The following is a 16940-nucleotide window of genomic DNA, read 5'->3' as shown; positions in this document are numbered from 1 at the left end:
CCGTTCAGCAATCGGGCATCCTTCCGTTTCGGGCGGCGCGGCGGCGGTGGGCGGCGCGCCGCTGGCGCAGGGGGGTGTCGATCGGTTCGAGCAGCGACCAGCGATGGGCCTTGCCGTCGATCAGGGTCTCTGTCCCGAAGGGGCTGATGGTGTGCAGCCCCTCGTCCCAGGGGCCGGGAAGCGGGCCGATCCGGCGGTAGGGCACCTCGTGGAAGACCTCGTCGGTGAGCTGTTCGATCCGGTGGATGACCAGCGCGCCGCCGTAGCTTTCGCGGCAGTCCTGCCCGGGGCGGTAAAGGCGCCGGTCCCGGCCGCGGAAGATCGGGCCCGCGGGGCGGGCGGAGCCGCGGTCCACCTTCACCGGGGTGGCCGGGTGCGGGTGCCAGGGGCCGAGCGGATCGGGCGCGGTGAAGAGGTGCAGCCGTTCGAGCGGGCCGTCGTCCTGCCGGGTGCAGAACAGGAACCACAGCCCGCCGTGTTCGACCAGCGTCGGGTCGACCACCGGCACGCCGGGCAGCATCCGGCTGTGGAGCCGCCAGGGCCCCTCCGGCCCCTCGGCGGTGAAGGCCAGGAGGCCCTCCGCCTCCCAGCATTCGGCGAACATCAGCCAGCGCCCCGCGTGACGCATGACCGAGGGGTAGGAGAGATGGTGCCCCGTCCTGAGCGCCGTCGTGAAGCGGGGCGGCGCGGCGGCGCTTGGCGGGCCGAGGGAGGCGGCGGCAATCTCTCCCCGCCCATTGGCGCGGCCGGCGCCGGAATAGGACAGGCGCTCGGCATAGATGAAGCGGCTGCCGTCGGGAAGGACGAGGCCGAACGGGTCGGCGAGGAAGCTGTGCGGGCCGGCCGCGATCCAGCGGGTGGGGGCGGTCAGGCCGCCCTCGATGATGCTTTGCAGCGATTGGGACACGATGCCGATGGCCCAGAACTCGCGCCGGAAGCGGTGCAGGCCGGGGATGTGGGGCAGGCTGGGGCTTGGCGTGTCCATCTCAGCCCCCTTCCGGGGCCGGCCGGCCCGCGGCCTGCGGCGCGGGGGCGGGGCGGTCGGCTTCAAGCGTGGCGATCATGCGCGCGGCGATGGCGGGCCAGGAGCGGTCGGACAGGATGACCTTCCGGCCGCGCCGGGCCATGGCCTCTGCCGCCTCCGGCGCGGCGAGGAGATCGGAGATGGCGCGGGCGAGGGCCTCGGGGTCTTCGGGCGGCACGAGGCGGCCGGTCACGCCATCCTCCACCGCGTCGGCGAGGCCGCCGGCGCTGGTGGCGACGACCGGGCGGCCGAGGCTCATGGCCAGCGCCAGCGCGCCCGAGGAGGTGGCGGAGCGGTAGGGGAAGACCACCACGGCGGCGCGGCGGATGAGGGCGCCGAGCTCGGTCCGGCCGAGGTAGCGGAAATCGAGCGTGGCGCGTTGGGCGAGGCCGAGACGGGCGAGGCTTTCCTGCGCGGCCCCGGTGTCGAACTCGCGGCTGGGGTAGCCGGCGATCAGCAGCCGCGTGCCGGGGGTGTCGGGCAGGCGGGCGAAGGCCTCGATCAGGTCGGAGACGCCCTTGGACGGGCGCAGGCCGCCGAACATCAGCACGATGCGGTCGGAGGGCGCGAGCGCGTAGCGGGCGTCGAGCGCGGCGGCGTCCCCGGGCGCAGGGTCGAAGATCAGCTCTGGCCCGTGGGGCAGGGCGCGGACCTTTCCGGCGGCCTCGGGGACGGCGCGGCGGAAGGCGCGGGCGGCGGGGGCGGAGAACAGGAAGATCGAGGAGAAGAACCCGTAGGGGCTGGGCAGGAGCGCCCCGGCCAGGCGGGCGGCGGGGCCGGGGGCGGCCTCGCGGTTGGCGAATTCGTGGCAGAGCTGGGCCAGCGGGATGCCGTCGCGGGCGAGCGCGCGCAGGAAGAGGGCGAGGAAGCGGAAGCGGATCGAGGAGAAGAGCGCCACATCGGGATGGATGCGGCGGATCTCCCGCGTCAGGCGGGCCCATTCGCGGGCCAGGACCGCCGCGCGCCACGCCCGGCGGAGCGGCCAGAGGGTGCGGCGGAGGCGGGCCGCGAGGGCACTGCGCGGGGGCGGCTCGACCGGCGGCCAGAGGCGGAGGATCGGCCTGACCCGGCAGCGGTGGGGGAGGGACGCAAGCTCGTAATCGCGGCCGGTGATCAGGGTGACATCGGCGCCCGCCGCCGCCAGCGCCTCGGCCAGCTGGTAGGCGAAATGGATCAGGCCGCCCATGCTGTCGGTCTCGACGATCACGATCTTCATGGCCGCACCTCCCGTGCCGCGATCAGCCGGTCGTAGAGGGCGCCGAGGCGGGAGATCTGGCGGTCGATGGAGAATTCGGCCTCGGCCCGCGCGCGGCCCGCCTCGCCGAGCGCGCGGGCGCGGGCCGGGTCGGCCAGCAGCGCCGCGATGGCGGCGGCCAGCGCCGCCGGGTCGTCGCGCGGCACGAGAAGCCCGCTGCGGTCGTCCACCATGTCGGGGATGCCGCCGGTGCGGGAGGCGACGACGGGCAGGCGGGCGGCCATGGCCTCCATCACCACGGTGGGCTGGGCGTCGAAGAGGGTCGGCAGCACGAAGAGGTCGGCGGCGCGCATCAGGTCCGCCACGTCGGCGCGGTGGCCGGTGAAGCGGAGGCGGGGACCGAGGCCGAGGTTGCGGGCGAGGGTTTCGAGCGCGGCGCGCTCCGGCCCGTCGCCGACGACCAGCAGATGCGCATCGGGCAGCTGCGCGAGGACGGCGGAGAAGGCCTTCAGCAGGCGGTCGACGCCTTTCAGGGGTCTCAGCACGCAGACGGTGAGGACGAGCGGGGCGCCGGGCGGGATCGACAGGGCCGCGCGCAGTGCCGTGCGGCCGGTGGCGGGCGGGGCGTCGAACAGCGCCATCTCCACCCCGTTCGGCAGCACCTCGATCGGGGCGCGGGCGAGGCCCCCGGCGCGGACGGCGCTGGCGTTGGCGGCGGTGAGGCAGAGGACACGGTCCATCCCCAGCGCCATCGCGCGGTACATCAGCCAGCGGCGCAGGTCGCGGCGGCTGGCGAGGCCGGGGGCCTCCAGCGTGTGGAGCGTCGTGACCGTGGGCAGGTGCAGGAGCCGTCCCGCAGCCGCGCCGAGGAGGGTGGAAAACTCCAGGTGGGCATGGAGCAGCGCGGGCCGGTCGGCCTGCATCGCGCGCAGGAAGCGCGCAACCTGCCGGAGGTTCCTGAGCTTCGTCACCTCGATCTGGCGGACCGGGATGCCCGCGGCCTCCAGCGGCGCGCGCATGGTGCTGCCGTCGCGGTCCTGAAGCGAGACCACGTCGACAGAGAATCCCTGCGCAGCGAGGCGGGGCAGGGTCGCGGCCAGCAGCCGCTCCGCCCCGCCGTGGCCGAGCCCGTCGATGACGTGGCGGATGTGGCCCCTCGGGCCGGGCCGGATCCCGGCCTCGGACGCAGAGCGCAGCGCGGTGCGGGGCAGCGGGAGGGGGAGGGAGAGATCCGCCATCGCTGCCCCCTAACCCTGCGCCGCCGGTGCGTCCGGTGCGGGTGGCGCATCCGGTGCGGGCGGCACGCGGCGCAGCAGCAGGCGCAGCTCGGCCACGCTGCCGCGGTCCAGCGCGAGGATCAGCCCGGCGTAGACCGCCGCGCCAAGCGCGATCAGAAGCGCCAGCCGCAGCGCTGGGGCGAGCGGCTGGAGATGCAGCCCCGCGCCGAGGACCAGCGCGGCCATCAGCACGCCGGCCAGCAGGCTCGGTGCGACGGCGCGGAGGGTTTCGCCGATCCCCACCCCCTCGTACCGCGCCATGAAGCGGAGGCGGACGAGGCAGCTTGCCGTCTCGCAGGCGACCATGGCGGCGGCGACCCAGCGCAGGTCATGGATGAAGAGGATGGCGAGAGCGAGGACCGGGATCGCCAGCCCCACCTCGATCAGCGTCACCGCCGTCAGCAGGTGCGGGCGGCCGGTGGCCTTGAAGACATCGCCCGAGCTCCAGCCCAGGGTCAGGGGAATGCCGCCCAGCGCGAGCACGGCGAGGATCGGGGCGGCCTGATCGAACCGGGCGCCGAAGAGGACCTCGACGATGGGAAGGCTGGTGGCCGCGATGCCGAGCGAGACGGGTACCATCAGCAGCATCGCGGCGCGGATGGCGCGGATGTATGCGGCGCCGAGGTCTTCGGGCCGGCCCGCCCTGCCGCCCTCGCGGGCGATGTGGGCGAAGGTGGGGAAGACCACGTTGGTGATGGAGACATTGGCGGCGAAGATCGCCATCTCCGGGATCCGCGCGGCAAGGTAATAGGTGCCCAGCGCGGAGGGCATCAGCAGCGCCGCGACGAGGTACTGGTCGGCCTTCGCCCGCAGGAGCGAGAGCAGGTTGACGAAGACGATATGCCGCCCGTAGCGGTAGAGCGTCAGCAGGATCTCGGCGGCGGGGCGACGCAGGGCCGGGCGCCAGGTCGATCGCACCCAGAGATAGACGGCCCGGGCCACCACGCCGGCGAGCATCCCGGCGACAAGGCCTGCGATGCCCCAGCCGAGCTCGATCAGGGCGATCGCCACCACGGCCTTGACCGCGACATTCAGAAGTTCTGCCGAGGCCCGGCGGATGAAGCGGCCCTGGCGCGCCAGCATCGCCTCCTGCGGGGTGCCGAGCGCGGTCAGCGGGAAGATCAGCGCGAGCCAGGGCAGAAGATGCGCCAGGCGCGGCTCCATCCCCAGCGCGGCCCCGGCGATCCCCGCGGCGACCATGCACAGCGCCTGCAGCAGCGCCACGGCGAGGATGACGAGGAAGGCGGCGTTGAAATAGCGCCGGTCGAGGTCGGGTTCATAGATCAGCGCCTCGCGCAGGCCGAGGTTGCGGACCGTGTCGATCATCTCGACCGTCAGTAGCGCGGCGGCGACCACGCCCATCCCCGTCGGGCCGAGGTTGTGGGCCAGGACCACCGTGACGGAGAGGTTGACGAGGCTCGCGCCGTAATTCGCGATCAGCGTGAAAGCCGCGCCGCCCACCACGGCGCCGGGCCTGAGGGCCCCGGATGCCGGCTCGCCAGTGTCGGGGGCAGGGGGGAGTGGCGCCCCGGCCTTCACCGGGGTGACCGCGGCCGGCGTCTCCATCTGTTTCATTTTCCGGTTGCCCAGAGCACGGCCTTCGCCGTCCGGATCAGGATCCAGAGATCCCGGGCAAAGCCGAGGCGGCGCTCGTATTCCACGTCGAGGCGGACACGGTCGTCATAGGACAGGCTGTTGCGGCCGGAGACCTGCCAGGCCCCGGTGATGCCGGGGCGCAGGCGGATGTAGGATTCCGCATCGGCGCCGTAGCACTTCAGTTCCTCGGCCAGAACGGGGCGGGGGCCGATCAGGCTCATGTCGCCGCGGATGACGTTCCAGAGCTGGGGCAGCTCGTCGAGGCTGGTCTTGCGCAGCAGGCCGCCGAGCCGGGTGATGCGGGGATCGTTGGAAAGCTTCTGGTTCTCCGCCCATTCGGCGGCGGCGGCCGGGTCCGTCTCCAGCAGGCAGGCGAGGCGGGCCTCGGCGTCCACCGCCATGGTGCGCAGCTTGTAGCAGGGGTAGAGGCGGCCGCCGCGGCCGACGCGCAGCTGTGCGAAGACCGGGCGGCCGCCGTCGAGGGTGATCAGGCCGGCCAGAACCAGCAGGGCAGGCGCCGCGAAGACCAGCAGCACGAGGGCGAGCGGCAGGTCGAACAGGCGCTTGCCCCAGTTGCGGTAGACCGGCCTGAACCGGATTGGCGCGAGAGCCGGCCGCGCCGTCCTTTTCTCGGTTGTCGTGTTTCCAAGATATGTCATGGCATCCGATTTGGAAATGGAACCGGGCAATGCAGCGCGCCTGGCGCCGAATTGAGGACAAACCTTTATTGGAGGCAAATAACCATGTTATAAGCCCCGGTGACTTTCAAGCGTTCAGGCAGAAAGAGACGACCCTCGCCAGCTTTCCGATTAGGCCGAGAATCGGCCTGCCGTATTGACGGCCATCAACGGGGGATGCTTTTGCGGACGGGCGGGGTCGGGCGGCGGTGGGCCGCGGGGCTGTCATCATATCCCTATGTTACTGTGATTAAGTAGATAAATGCGATACGGGGCGGGCCTCTCCGCGCGGTGATCTGCGGCGCGGGGGCAACGGGCGGACGGCCTCGCGCGCCAGGCCGCCCGCCCGGCCATTATTTCTCCTATTCAGTCCGCCATCCCGAGTTAATAATTATGTCGTGGTCGGTGAGACTCCGCGAGTCGCGTAAAGACGAGGTCCGGTGCCGCATATCCTGCCCGGTCGGTATGAATTGGCGCCAGGGCATGTCGTGACCTTTCTTCTTTCCGTCCGTAATTCCTTGCGGGGCGGCGGGTGAAATATCATGGGGTAAATGGGGTCTTTCGTGCCGGAACCAGGGGCGGCAGAAGCGGCCGGGCGGTCGCAGGCGGAGCTGGAGGCGGCGGCGCAGGCGGCGTGGATGCTGCTTGGGCTGTCGCTGGTTGCGGCCGCGGCGGGGCTCGCGCTCGGGCCCGCGCGGGTCCTTTTGCTCTGCGTGGCGCTGGCGGCAGCCTGGATCGGGCTGACCCGGCCGATGATCCTGGTCGCGGGCTATGCCGCGGTGATCTGCTCCAACGCCGCCGATGTCGCGACAACGGCGCATCACCTGCCGCCTATCGGCGGAACCATCGTGCCCTTCCTCGCCGTCGTCCTGCTGGCCCGGGCGGCGGTGATGCGCGAGCATCTGGGCGGGGTGCTGAAGCTTGCCCTGCCGGTGGCGCTTTACCTGTTCGGGCGGGCCTATTCGCTGCAGCAGGTGACCGACACCGAGGCCACCGCCACCGCGGTGATCGGGCTGGCCAAGGACCTAATGATCGTGGCGGTCTTCGCGGGGTTCCTGACCCAGATGGCGCGGGTGCGCGCGGTGGTGGCGGCGGCGGCGGTCGCGGTGGGGGCGATGGCCGCGCTTTCGGTCTTCCAATATGCGACGCGCAGCTTCGAGAGCACCTATTTCGGCTTCGCCAATGCCGTCGTCCGCCAGATCGTCGTCGGCCAGTCGGACGGCTGGCGGCTGACCGGGCCGCTGCCGGACGCGAATTTCTACGGCCAGCTGCTGGTTCTCGGGCTGCCGCTGGTCGCGACTTTCGCGGTGATCGGAGAGCGGCGGCTGACGCGCCTTGCGGCGCTGGCGGGGTCGGCCGCGGTGCTGGCGGCGACGGTCTTCACCTATTCGCGCGGGGCGCTGATCGGGCTGGCGATCGTCGGGCTGGTCGCGCTGCTGGCGCTGGGAAGCCGCCGGACGATCCTGCGCATGGCGCTGGTCGGCGTGCTGGCGTCGCTTGGCGGCGCGGCGCTGCTGCCGGCGCGGGCGTTCGAGCGGCTCGCCCCGGTCTGGCAGGCGCTGCATGCCGCGCTGACCGGCGGGCAATGGGTGATGGACCCGGCGCTGCAGGAGCGGCTTTCGGTGGTCGACGCGGCGCTGAGGATGTTCCGGGCCAACCCGATCTTCGGGGTCGGCACCGGCCAGTTCGGGGTCGAATATTCCCAGGTCGCGCTGCGCTACGGCTTCAACGTGGGCGCGCCCGCGCAGGCGCACAGCCTTTACCTGGAGATCCTCGCCGAGGGCGGGCTCGTCGGGCTTGCCCTCTTCACCGGCTTCGTCGGCACCGCGATGGCGCTTGCCATCCGGGCCCGGCGGGGCCTCGCCGCCGAGGGGGAGACGCGGGATGCCGCGCTCGTCCTCGGCATCCTGTTGAGCACGGTCGGCTACCTGGCCACCTCGATCTTCCTGCACGGCGCCTACCAGCGCTTCCTGTGGCTGGATGTCGCCCTGCTCCTGTCCGTCTGGTCGGCCGCGCAGTTTCGCCCGTCGAGCGGCCGGGAGAGCTACCGAACGCGGAGAAGATCCATGATCAGTGACCGAGAGTATATCCTTCAGGCCGGTGCGGTGCTGTGGCGGCGCAAGCTGGTGATCCTGGCCTTCACGCTGGCCGGGCTGGGCCTTGGCTGGTGGCAGGTGCAGACCTCGCCGCGCGACTACCAGGCCGAGGAGACGCTGATCTACCGCTTCGGGCGCGAGTATTTCCCGGTCACCCCGGGCGAGGCGCGGCGCGACTGGGGCGAGAACGTCATCGTCACGCTGGACAACGCGCTGTTCACCGAGATGCAGCTTCTGAGCGCGCGCGACCTGTTCACCAAGACCGCAGACGAGATCTGGCCCATCGCCGGGCGCAAGCGCGGGGCGAACGGGATGCCGACCTCGACCGAGGCGCTGGCGAGCGCGCTGTCGCGGGCCTTCCGCGTGACCCGGGTGCAGGGCGCCACGATGGTCGAGGTGAGTGCCCGCAACCCCGATCCGGCGGTGGCCGACCGGATGGTGAAGCTGCAGGTGGAGAACTACCTCGCCAAGCGCAAGGCGCTGTTCGAGACGGACGCCACCGGCTTCTTCGACGGCCGCATCACCCGGGCGCTGGGCCATCTGGCAGAGCTGACGCGGCAGCGCGACGCGATCCTGGCACGCTACGGCCAGGGCAGCGGGGCGACGCCCGGCGGCGCCACCGGCGGCGTGATGGGCGGCGGGGTGGAGGCGCTGAGCCAGGTGTCCGCATCGGCGGATGGCGGCGCGGGCGGCAGCGGCGCGGCTGGCGATGCCGAGCCGGGCGGCACGGCCGGGCTTGCCATCGCGCTGCAGCCGGTCGACGCGCAGATTTCCGAGGTGAACCGCAACCTGAGCCTGCTGGTGCAGGAGCGGACCTCGGCCGATATCTCCTCTGCCTATCGGCGCGAGGTCGCCCCGGCGGTGGAGGTGGTCGACCGGCGCCCGGCGGCGGGCAACCCGATCGGGCCCTCGGCCAAGCTGCGCATCGCCATCGCGGGGATAGCCGCGGCGGTGATCGCCTGCCTGCTGATCTTCCTGACCACCGCGCTGGTGAAGTTCCGCGCCTCGCTGCCCGGCGCGCCGCTGAACCCGGCGCATGGCCCGGCGTTCCAGAGCCGCAAGGGAGGCAAGTCGCGATGAGCCCGGTTCCCTCCGCCGGTCCGATCCCGCCTCCGCCGGTCGCGGCGGAGGAGAGCCCCCGCGTGGTGCCCTTCCCGGGCACCGCCGCCGTGCCGGACCGGGCCGGGGAGGCGCGGCTGAAGCTGGCCTTCATCGTCACCGAGTTCCCGAAGACGACCGAGACCTTCATCATGCGCGACGTGATGGAGATGCACCGGCTGGGCTGCGAGGTGCGGATCTTCCATCTGACGCATTTCAACCGGCGGGGCACGGTTCACGATTTCGCCCGGCCGACGCTCGACTGGGCGGTGGACTATCCCTATTTCGCCTCGGCCGGGGTGCTGGGGGCCTGTCTCGCGGCGCTGCGCCGCAAGCCCGGCGTGATCCGCGCGATCCTTCGCGACATCCTGCGGGGCTGCCGGCGGGATCCGGTGATGTTGCTGAAATCGCTGTTCATCCTGCCGAAGAGCCTGCGCATCGCGCGCGCGCTGGAGGCCTGGGGCTGCGATCATATCCACGCCGCCTATGCCGGCCATCCGGCGACGGCGGCCTGGATCGCGGCGCGGATGACGGGGATCCCGTTCAGCCTGTCGAGCCATGCCCATGACCTCTACGAGACCCAGGCGCTTTTGGCCGAGAAGCTGCCGGAGGCGGCATTCGTGCGCACCATCAGCGACTATAACCGCGCCTTCATCCTCGACCATGTCCCGGCACTGGCGGGGCGCCCGCCGGTGGTGATCCATGTCGGAGCCGAGCTGGGCCCGCCGCCGATGCGGTTGCCGCGGGCGCGGGACCGCGGGACGTTCCGGCTGCTCTATGTCGGCTCGCTCGAATACCGCAAGGGGGTGGACCTGCTGCTGCAGGCGCTGGCGCGGCTGCAGCTGCCGGACTGGCGGCTGGACATCCTCGGCGACGGGCCGGAACGGCCGCGGCTGGAGCGGATGGCAGAGAGCCTCGGCCTTGGCCCGCGCTGCCATTTCCATGGCCGGCAGAGGAACGAAGAGGTGCGCCAGGCGATGGCCGAGGCCGCGCTGCTGGTGGTGCCGAGCCGGATCGGGCCGCGCCGCCAGACCGAGGGCTTGCCGACGGTGATCGTGGAGGCGTTCGCGGCCCTGCTGCCCGTGGTGGCGACGCGGCTGACTGGGATCCCCGAGATCGTGCGCGACGGCGAGACCGGGCTTCTGTTCGAGCGCGAGGACGGCGTGGGCCTCGCCCGGGCGATCCGGCAGGTGCATGACGATCCGGAGGCGGCGGCGGACCGGGCCCGCGCCGGGCGCGCGCTGGTGGAGCGGGAGTTCGACCAGAAGGCCAGCGCCGCACGGCTTTTCGCGCTGATCCGCGACACCAGCCGGCCGGGTGGCGGCACAGAGACGGGCGGCGCGACGGGCGGCCAGACAGGCGGCGCTTCAGGCCGCAATTCAGGCGGGGAGGCGCGGCAGGTTCGATGACGCAGCACGCCCCGCCCCCGACCGCCGCCGCGTCGCTTGCCGCCGCCAACGCCGCGCTCGCGCCGGAGCGCGCGCTGCGCATCCTGATGGTCTGCACCCGGGATCCGCGCGGGCGGATGTCGGGGCGCAAGATGGTGCTGCGGACGATCCTCGGCAGCCTGACCGGGCTTGGCCACCATGTGACCGTCTGCCATTTCGGCAGCTCTTCCGGGCCGGAGCCGGTGGGGGGTGCCGCGACCTTCCTGCGCCTTCCGCTGCCGCGCAGCCGGGAGCTGGCGCTGAACGCGGCGCTGGCGCTGGCCTTCGGCGACCGCTCGATCAACGAGGCGCTCTATGACAGCCGCCGCGCGCACCGGATGATCGCGGAGCTGATCGCGGGCAACGATTACGACCTGGTGCTGACCGACATGATCCGCACCGCCGGCTATGGCGAGAGGAGCGGGCTGCCCTGGATCGCCGATCTCGACGACCTGCTCTCTGCCCGCTACGCCCACCTGGCGGAGGCCGCGCGGCGCGAGGACAACCTCTTCGGCTATCACCAGGCGCCGCTGATGCGGCGGGTGATGCCGCTGCTCGGCCGGGTGCAGCCGCTGATGATGCGGCTGGAGGCGGGGATCCTCGCCCGGCGCGAGGCGGAGGTGGCGCGTGCGGCCGACCTCGTCAGCCTGGTCAGCGAGGCGGAGGCCGCGCGGCTCGCCCGCCGGGCGGAGCGGGTGGTGGCCGACACGCCGATGGCCATCGAGGGGCCGGCGGAGCTGCCGGAGCTCGGCGCGCGGCCGGAGGAGGCGGTGTTCCTTGGCGGGCTCGACTACGGGCCGAACCTCGTCGCGCTGAGGCGCTTCGATCGCGAGGTGATGCCGGCGCTGGCGGCGGGCGGGATCGCGGATCTCGCGGTGAGCGTGGTGGGCGTGGCGGAGGAGCGGCACCGCGCGGCCCTGTCGCCGGCGTTTCGCTTCCGCGGCTATGTCGAGGCGCTCGACGCGGAATTGCAGCGCTATCGCTGGATGCTGGTGCCGGAGGTCACGCCCGGCGGCATCAAGACCAAGATCATTACGGCCGCGCTGAACGGCACGGTGGTCCTGGCCCATGTCTCCGCGCTCGACGGGATGGCGATGGCGCCGGGGCGGAACGTGCTGGCCTGGGACAGCGGGGTGGATCTGGCGGCGCATGTCGCCGGGCTGCGCGGCGGGACAGTCGATGCGGAGGCGATCGCGCGGGCGGCGCGGGACTGGGCGATCGCGCGGCATGACCCGGTGGTGCTGCGCGAGCGCTGGCGGCGGAACGTTGCGCTTTGCCTTTCGGACGCGCGGAGCCGGGCGGTTCCACGCCCACGCGCGACGCGCGGTCATGCGCTGACCAATGTGATCGTGTAGTCTGCATGAACGACCTTCCGGACCGATCCGCGAGAGGTGCCCGATGGCCTGGCTTCGACCGACTGTCCTGACCGCCCTGGCCCTCGGCCTGATGCTGGCGTTCGGAGCCGCCGCGGGCGCGCGGACGATCCATGTCGCCCTCGACGGGCAGGACAGTGCCGACGGCAGCGCCGCGCATCCGGTGGCGGGCCTCGACGCCGCGGGGCGGCTGGCGCGGCCCGGCGACACGGTGCTGGTCCATCCCGGGATCTACCGCGGCGTGCAGGTCTTCCGCCGCTCCGGCCGGCCGGGCGCGCGGATCGTGATCCGGCCCGAGCGGGTCGGAACCGTCGCCTTCGAGGGGCGCGGCACGCCCTGGAACAGCGACCTTGTCACCATCGCGGGGAGCTACGTGACCTTCACCGGCTTCGCGCTGCGCGATGCCACCCGGTCCGGCATCAGCGTCTGGGAGGGGCAGGGGGTGACGATCTCCTACAACACCGTCACCGGGAGCCGGCGGAACGCGATCTGGGTGGGGGCGGGCACCACCGGGCGCTCGGCGCGCAACCTGGTGACGGGGAACGTCGTCTACCTCAACTGCCTGGAGAACGCGGCGCGGACCTGGGACAGCGGCTGGCCCTTCGCCATCGGGATCGCCATGTCGGACGGCACGGTGGTGGAGCGCAACGTGGTGGAGCGGAACTATTGCGAGGGGATCGGGCTGTTGTCGGTGAGCGGCGTCCAGGTGCGGCGCAACGTGGTGTGGGACAATTTCAGCGTGCAGATCTATGTCGACAACGCCCCTTATTCGGTGGTGCGGCACAACGTGATCTTCTCCACCGGCAACAGCGATTTCTACCGCTTCGGCAAGCCCGCGCCGGGGGTGGTGATGGCCAATGAATACGCCCGCTTTCCCCTGCCGTCGCGCGGGATCGTGGTGCAGGACAACACATTGGTCGGGGTCGGGCAGATCCATTACTCCGATTTCGGCCGGGGCGGCGGGATGACCGAGACGGTGATCACCCCGAACGACGTGCGCAGCTCGGCCAGCTGGGCCTATCTGGCCGGCCGGATGTGGGCGGAGACCCGCATCCACCTTGCCCCGGGTCTGCATTGCGGGCCGGTGATCCTCTGCGCGGGCCAGTGAGCGCGCGCCGGGGCGGACCTCCGCCGGCGGGCCTTGCGCTGGCCGTGGCATTGGCGTTGAATGACCGAGCCCCCCCATCGGACAGAGCTGGACCCCTTGCGACAGACCCCGCCGATGACCGAGAGCTGCGCGCCGCGTGCCGCGCCTTCGCCCGGCCGCATGCTGGCCTGCCCGGAATGCGACCTGCTGCTTGCCCGGCGCGAGATCGGGCCGGGGGAACGCGCGCGCTGCAGCCGCTGCGGGCATCTTCTCTTCTCGCCCCGGCCGGAGGCGGCGGCGAAGATCGTGGCGCTGTCCTTGACCGTGGCGATCCTGATGGGGGGCGCGATGTTCTTTCCGTTCCTGTCGGTCGCGACCGGCGGGGTCAGCCATGAAAGCTCGATCTTCGGGACGGCGCTTGCCTATTCCGAGGGCTTTCTCGCGCCGCTTTCGGTGGCGGTGATGCTGCTGATCGTGCTTCTGCCGGTGGCGCGGGTGCTGGCGCTGATCTTCGCGCTGGGGCCGCTGGCGGCGGGGCGGGCGCCATTCGCCCAGGCGCGGCGGGCCTTCCGGCTGGCGGGGCGGATCAGGCCCTGGGCGATGGCGGAGGTGTTCCTGATCGGCACCGTTGTCGCCATCGTGAAGATCGGCGGGCTTGCCAGCGTGGGCCTCGGCCCCGCCTTCTGGGCCTTCGCGCTGCTGGTGGTGGCCGCCGCCGCCATGGACAGCCTGACCAACGATTGGACGATATGGGACGCGCTCGACCCGACATCCCCGCTTTGACGGCGCGCCGCGCCGGGCTGGTGGGCTGCCGCGGCTGCGGCCAGGTCGCGCCCGCGGGCCAGCACGCCTGCGCGCGCTGCGGCACCCGGCTGGAGGCCGACCGGCGGATCTGCCTGCAGCGGGTCTGGGCCTGGCTGAGCGCGGGGGTGATCCTCTATGTCCCGGCCAATCTCTACCCGATGCTCGACACCTCGACGCTGACGACGGGGGCGAGCCAGAACACCATCCTCGGCGGCATATTCGAGCTTGCCCGGGCGCAGGACTGGGGGGTGGCGGCGATCGTCTTTGTGGCCTCTGTCGTGGTGCCCTTGGGCAAGTTCATCGCCATCGCGCAGCTTGCGCTGACGCTGGGGCGGCGCGCGCCGGTTTCGCTGCACCGCCGGCACCGGCTGCTGAGGCTGGTGGATTTCATCGGGCGCTGGTCGATGATCGATGTCTTCGTGGTGGCGATCTTGTCGTCGCTGGTGCAGCTGGGCAAGCTGGCGCAGATCCACCCCGGGCCGGCGGCGGTGTTCTTCGCGCTGTCGGTCGCCTTCACCATGCTGGCGGCGCAGAGCTTCGATCCGCGGCTGATCTGGGATCGCGGCGGGGCGGATGCAGGGCGCGGGGCAGAGGCGGCATGAGCGAGGATCCGGACCCCCCCGAGACGCCCCATGAAATGGACGTGACCCCGGCGCGCGGGCGTCTGCGCGGCAGCCTGTCGATCGTCTGGATCGTGCCGGTGATCGCGCTGATCGTCTCGCTCGCCGTGGCCTGGCGCGCCTACAGCGACCGCGGCGTGCTGATCGATGTCACCTTCGAGAACGCGGCCGGCCTCGTGCCGGGGCAGAGCGTGCTGAAATACCGAGACGTGACCGTGGGCAAGGTCGAGAAGGTGGGCTTCACCCCGGACCTGAGCCGCGTTCTGGTCAGCGTGCGGGTGGACAAGCAGGTGGCCCGCCGGATCGGCCAGGACGCGCAGTTCTGGATCGTGCGGCCGCAGATCGGCTTCGGCGGCATCACCGGGCTCAACACCGTCCTGTCCGGCGTCTTCATCGAGGGGCAGTGGGGCAAGCCCCCCAATGGGCCCGCGCCGACCTGGTTCACCGGGGTCGAGCAGGCGCCGCTGGCGGTGACGCCGAACGCGGGCATCTGGGTGACGATCTCTGCCCCCGACGGCGGCGCGCTGATCGACGGGGCGCCGGTCCTGCTGCGCGGCATCAAGGTGGGGGAGCTGCGCAACATCAGGCTCGACCCGTCGGGGCATGGCGTTCTCGTCGATGCCTTCGTCAAGGCGCCCTATGACAAGTGGCTGACCTCGGCCAGCAAGTTCTGGGATACCTCCGGCTTCTCGGTCTCGCTGGGCGCGAGCGGGGTGAAGCTGCATGTCGGCAGCCTGTCCGCGCTGATCCAGGGCGGGGTGGAGTTCGAATCCTTCGCCGGCGGCGGCACGAAGGTGAAGCCGCACCATGTCTTCCGGCTCTATTCCGACGAGGCCAAGGCGCGCGAGAGCGTGTTCCTCGACACCGGGGCGCCGCGGGTCAGCCTGTCGATCGTGCTGGAGCATGCGGTGGAGGGGCTGAAGGCGGGCGACGCCGTGACCTTCCGCGGGCTGAAGGTGGGCGAGGTTTCGGACCTGGCCGTGCAGATGGCGCGGGCGCCGAACGGCCGGCGGATCGTCAAGCAGCGGGTGGATTTCACCGTCAGCCCCGAACGGATGGGGCTGGGCGGGAGCGCGGGGCAGCCCGAGCTGATGAGCTTCCTGCGCAACGAGGTGGCCGGTGGCCTGCGCGCCAGGGTGACGGCGATGGGCTTTCTGGGCGGCTCGCTTGAGATCGCGCTGGTCGATGTGCCGAACGCGACCAGGGCGGCGCTCGACACCGGGGCCAAGCCCTATCCGGTGCTGCCCTCGGTCGCGCCCTCGATCCCGGATATCTCCACCTCCGCCGAGGGGGCGCTGGCGCGCATCAAGGCGCTGCCGATCGAGCAGCTGATGAACTCCGCGATCTCGGTTCTGGACAGCGTCAACAAGCTGGTGAACCAGAGCGATACCCAAAAGGCGCCCGGCGCGCTGATCGGGCTGCTGGACGACATGCGCGGCGTCGTGGGCTCGCCCGCGCTGCAATCGGCGCCGGAGGCGCTGAACAAGGCGCTGACCGGGGCGGACCAGTTCTTCGCGGCCCTCAAGAAGGCCGATGCGGTGGGCAGCATCGTCTCTGCCATGAACCGGGCGAGCGAGGCGGCGCAGGCGGTGAGCGACAGCGCCAAGGGCGTGCCGAAGCTGGTGGACACCTATACCGCGCTGGGCGAGAAGGCGTCGAAGCTGCCGCTCGACGCGCTGGTCTCGAACGCCAACGACCTGGTGGTGTCGCTGAACCGGCTGACCGCCTCGGACCAGATGGCGAAACTGCCGCAGTCGCTGAACCAGGCGCTGGGATCGCTGAACCGGATGCTGGACGCGCTGCGCCAGGGCGGGGCGGTGGAGAACCTGAACAGCACGCTCTCCTCCGCCGACCGGGCCGCCGAGGCGGTCAAGCAGGCAAGCGACCAGCTGCCGGCGCTGGTCAAGCGGCTGGACGCGGTGGTGGCGCAGGCGGACGGGGTGCTGTCGTCCTACGGGCCGCGGTCGTCCTTCAACGCGGATACGCTCGACACGCTGCGCAAGCTGCGGGATGCGGCGGAATCCATCGCCGGGGTGGCGCGGATGATCCAGCGCAACCCCCAGGCCTTCATTCTCGGACGTTAGGAGAGATCCCATGGCGCTGCGGCCCGTTCTCGCCCTCACCTGCCTGATGCTGTCGGCCTGCGTCGGGACCCAGCCGACGCTGCACCTGATGGACCCGCCGTCGGCGGCGCGGCATCTGCCCGACAGGCTGGGGCGGGTCGAGGTGCGCGACGTGTCGCTGCCGCAATACGCCAAGGCGCCGGAGATCACGCTGCAGGCTGCCGACGGGTCGCTGAAGAGCTATCCGAACCAGCTTTGGGCGGATGCGCCCGCCGCCGCGATTACCCGGATCCTGGCCGAGCAGATTTCGGACCAGAGCGGGGCGACGGCGATCGCCGAGCCCTGGCCGATGAGCCAGGGGCCGGACCGGCGGCTCGACGTGCGCATCACCCGGCTCTACGCCGGGGCGGACGGGCGGATGCATGTCGCGGGTCGGTATTTCGTCACCCCCGCCGGGGCGGGCGGGCGCGACCTGACGCGGCGCTTCGACATCGCCGTGCCGCTGGCTTCCGAGAATGCCGACGGCGTGAGCCGGGCGCAGGCCAAGGCGCTGACGGAGCTTGCCGCGCAGATCGCCCAGCTGAAGTAGGGCCCCGGGCCGGC

General features: G+C 71.8%; 13 protein-coding genes. 8 read left to right on the top strand and 5 right to left on the bottom strand.

The window, feature by feature from the left end:
- Positions 1–4 precede the first annotated feature (4 nt).
- From EIP85_RS08160 to EIP85_RS08140, 5 genes are read right to left on the bottom strand one after another with little or no spacing between them, the layout of a single operon-like run.
- On the bottom strand, positions 5–985 hold the full coding sequence (locus EIP85_RS08160; protein ID WP_127901684.1) for a glucosamine inositolphosphorylceramide transferase family protein: 981 nt from the start codon (positions 983–985) through the stop codon (positions 5–7).
- 1 nt (position 986) lies between these two features.
- Positions 987–2240 carry a glycosyltransferase family 4 protein gene (locus tag EIP85_RS08155; RefSeq protein WP_127901683.1) on the bottom strand — a complete coding sequence of 418 codons (1254 nt, stop codon included), beginning with the start codon at positions 2238–2240 and terminating at the stop codon, positions 987–989.
- A complete protein-coding gene (locus EIP85_RS08150) occupies positions 2237–3457 on the bottom strand; it encodes a glycosyltransferase (protein ID WP_127901682.1) in 1221 nt (406 codons plus the stop codon). The genes EIP85_RS08155 and EIP85_RS08150 overlap by 4 nt, the downstream gene beginning before the upstream one ends.
- Positions 3458–3466: 9 nt before the next feature.
- Complete coding sequence (locus tag EIP85_RS08145) at positions 3467–5071, bottom strand: oligosaccharide flippase family protein (RefSeq protein ID WP_127901681.1); 1605 nt, start codon at positions 5069–5071, stop codon at positions 3467–3469.
- A complete protein-coding gene (locus EIP85_RS08140; protein ID WP_127901680.1) occupies positions 5068–5751 on the bottom strand; it encodes a sugar transferase in 684 nt (227 codons plus the stop codon). The genes EIP85_RS08145 and EIP85_RS08140 overlap by 4 nt, the downstream gene beginning before the upstream one ends.
- 581 nt (positions 5752–6332) lie before the next feature.
- Here EIP85_RS08140 and EIP85_RS08135 point away from each other — a divergent pair.
- The 8 genes from EIP85_RS08135 (at position 6333) to EIP85_RS08100 (ending at position 16926) form a co-directional block, all read left to right on the top strand.
- Positions 6333–8945 (top strand): O-antigen ligase family protein, encoded by a 2613-nt coding sequence (locus EIP85_RS08135; RefSeq protein ID WP_164871675.1) that lies wholly within the window; start codon positions 6333–6335, stop codon positions 8943–8945.
- Positions 8942–10372: a glycosyltransferase family 4 protein gene (locus tag EIP85_RS08130; RefSeq protein ID WP_127901678.1), complete on the top strand. Its 1431-nt coding sequence runs from the start codon at positions 8942–8944 to the stop codon at positions 10370–10372. The genes EIP85_RS08135 and EIP85_RS08130 overlap by 4 nt, the downstream gene beginning before the upstream one ends.
- A complete protein-coding gene (locus tag EIP85_RS08125) occupies positions 10369–11745 on the top strand; it encodes a glycosyltransferase (RefSeq protein ID WP_127901677.1) in 1377 nt (458 codons plus the stop codon). The genes EIP85_RS08130 and EIP85_RS08125 overlap by 4 nt, the downstream gene beginning before the upstream one ends.
- 43 nt (positions 11746–11788) lie before the next feature.
- Positions 11789–12871 (top strand): right-handed parallel beta-helix repeat-containing protein, encoded by a 1083-nt coding sequence (locus tag EIP85_RS08120; RefSeq protein WP_127901676.1) that lies wholly within the window; start codon positions 11789–11791, stop codon positions 12869–12871.
- 114 nt (positions 12872–12985) lie between these two features.
- Positions 12986–13633 (top strand): paraquat-inducible protein A, encoded by a 648-nt coding sequence (locus EIP85_RS08115; RefSeq protein ID WP_127901761.1) that lies wholly within the window; start codon positions 12986–12988, stop codon positions 13631–13633.
- A complete protein-coding gene (locus tag EIP85_RS08110) occupies positions 13600–14256 on the top strand; it encodes a paraquat-inducible protein A (protein ID WP_127901675.1) in 657 nt (218 codons plus the stop codon). The genes EIP85_RS08115 and EIP85_RS08110 overlap by 34 nt, the downstream gene beginning before the upstream one ends.
- Positions 14253–16358 carry an MlaD family protein gene (locus EIP85_RS08105; RefSeq protein WP_127901674.1) on the top strand — a complete coding sequence of 702 codons (2106 nt, stop codon included), beginning with the start codon at positions 14253–14255 and terminating at the stop codon, positions 16356–16358. Before EIP85_RS08110 ends, EIP85_RS08105 begins: the two co-directional genes overlap by 4 nt.
- 10 nt (positions 16359–16368) lie before the next feature.
- On the top strand, positions 16369–16926 hold the full coding sequence (locus EIP85_RS08100; RefSeq protein ID WP_127901673.1) for a PqiC family protein: 558 nt from the start codon (positions 16369–16371) through the stop codon (positions 16924–16926).
- Positions 16927–16940: the final 14 nt, after the last annotated feature.

Source organism: Solirhodobacter olei (genome assembly GCF_004010155.1).
Lineage (GTDB): Bacteria > Pseudomonadota > Alphaproteobacteria > Rhodobacterales > Rhodobacteraceae > Solirhodobacter > Solirhodobacter olei.
The sequence above is the reverse complement of the archived record's forward strand: the minus strand, read 5'-3'. Positions and strand labels throughout refer to the sequence as shown.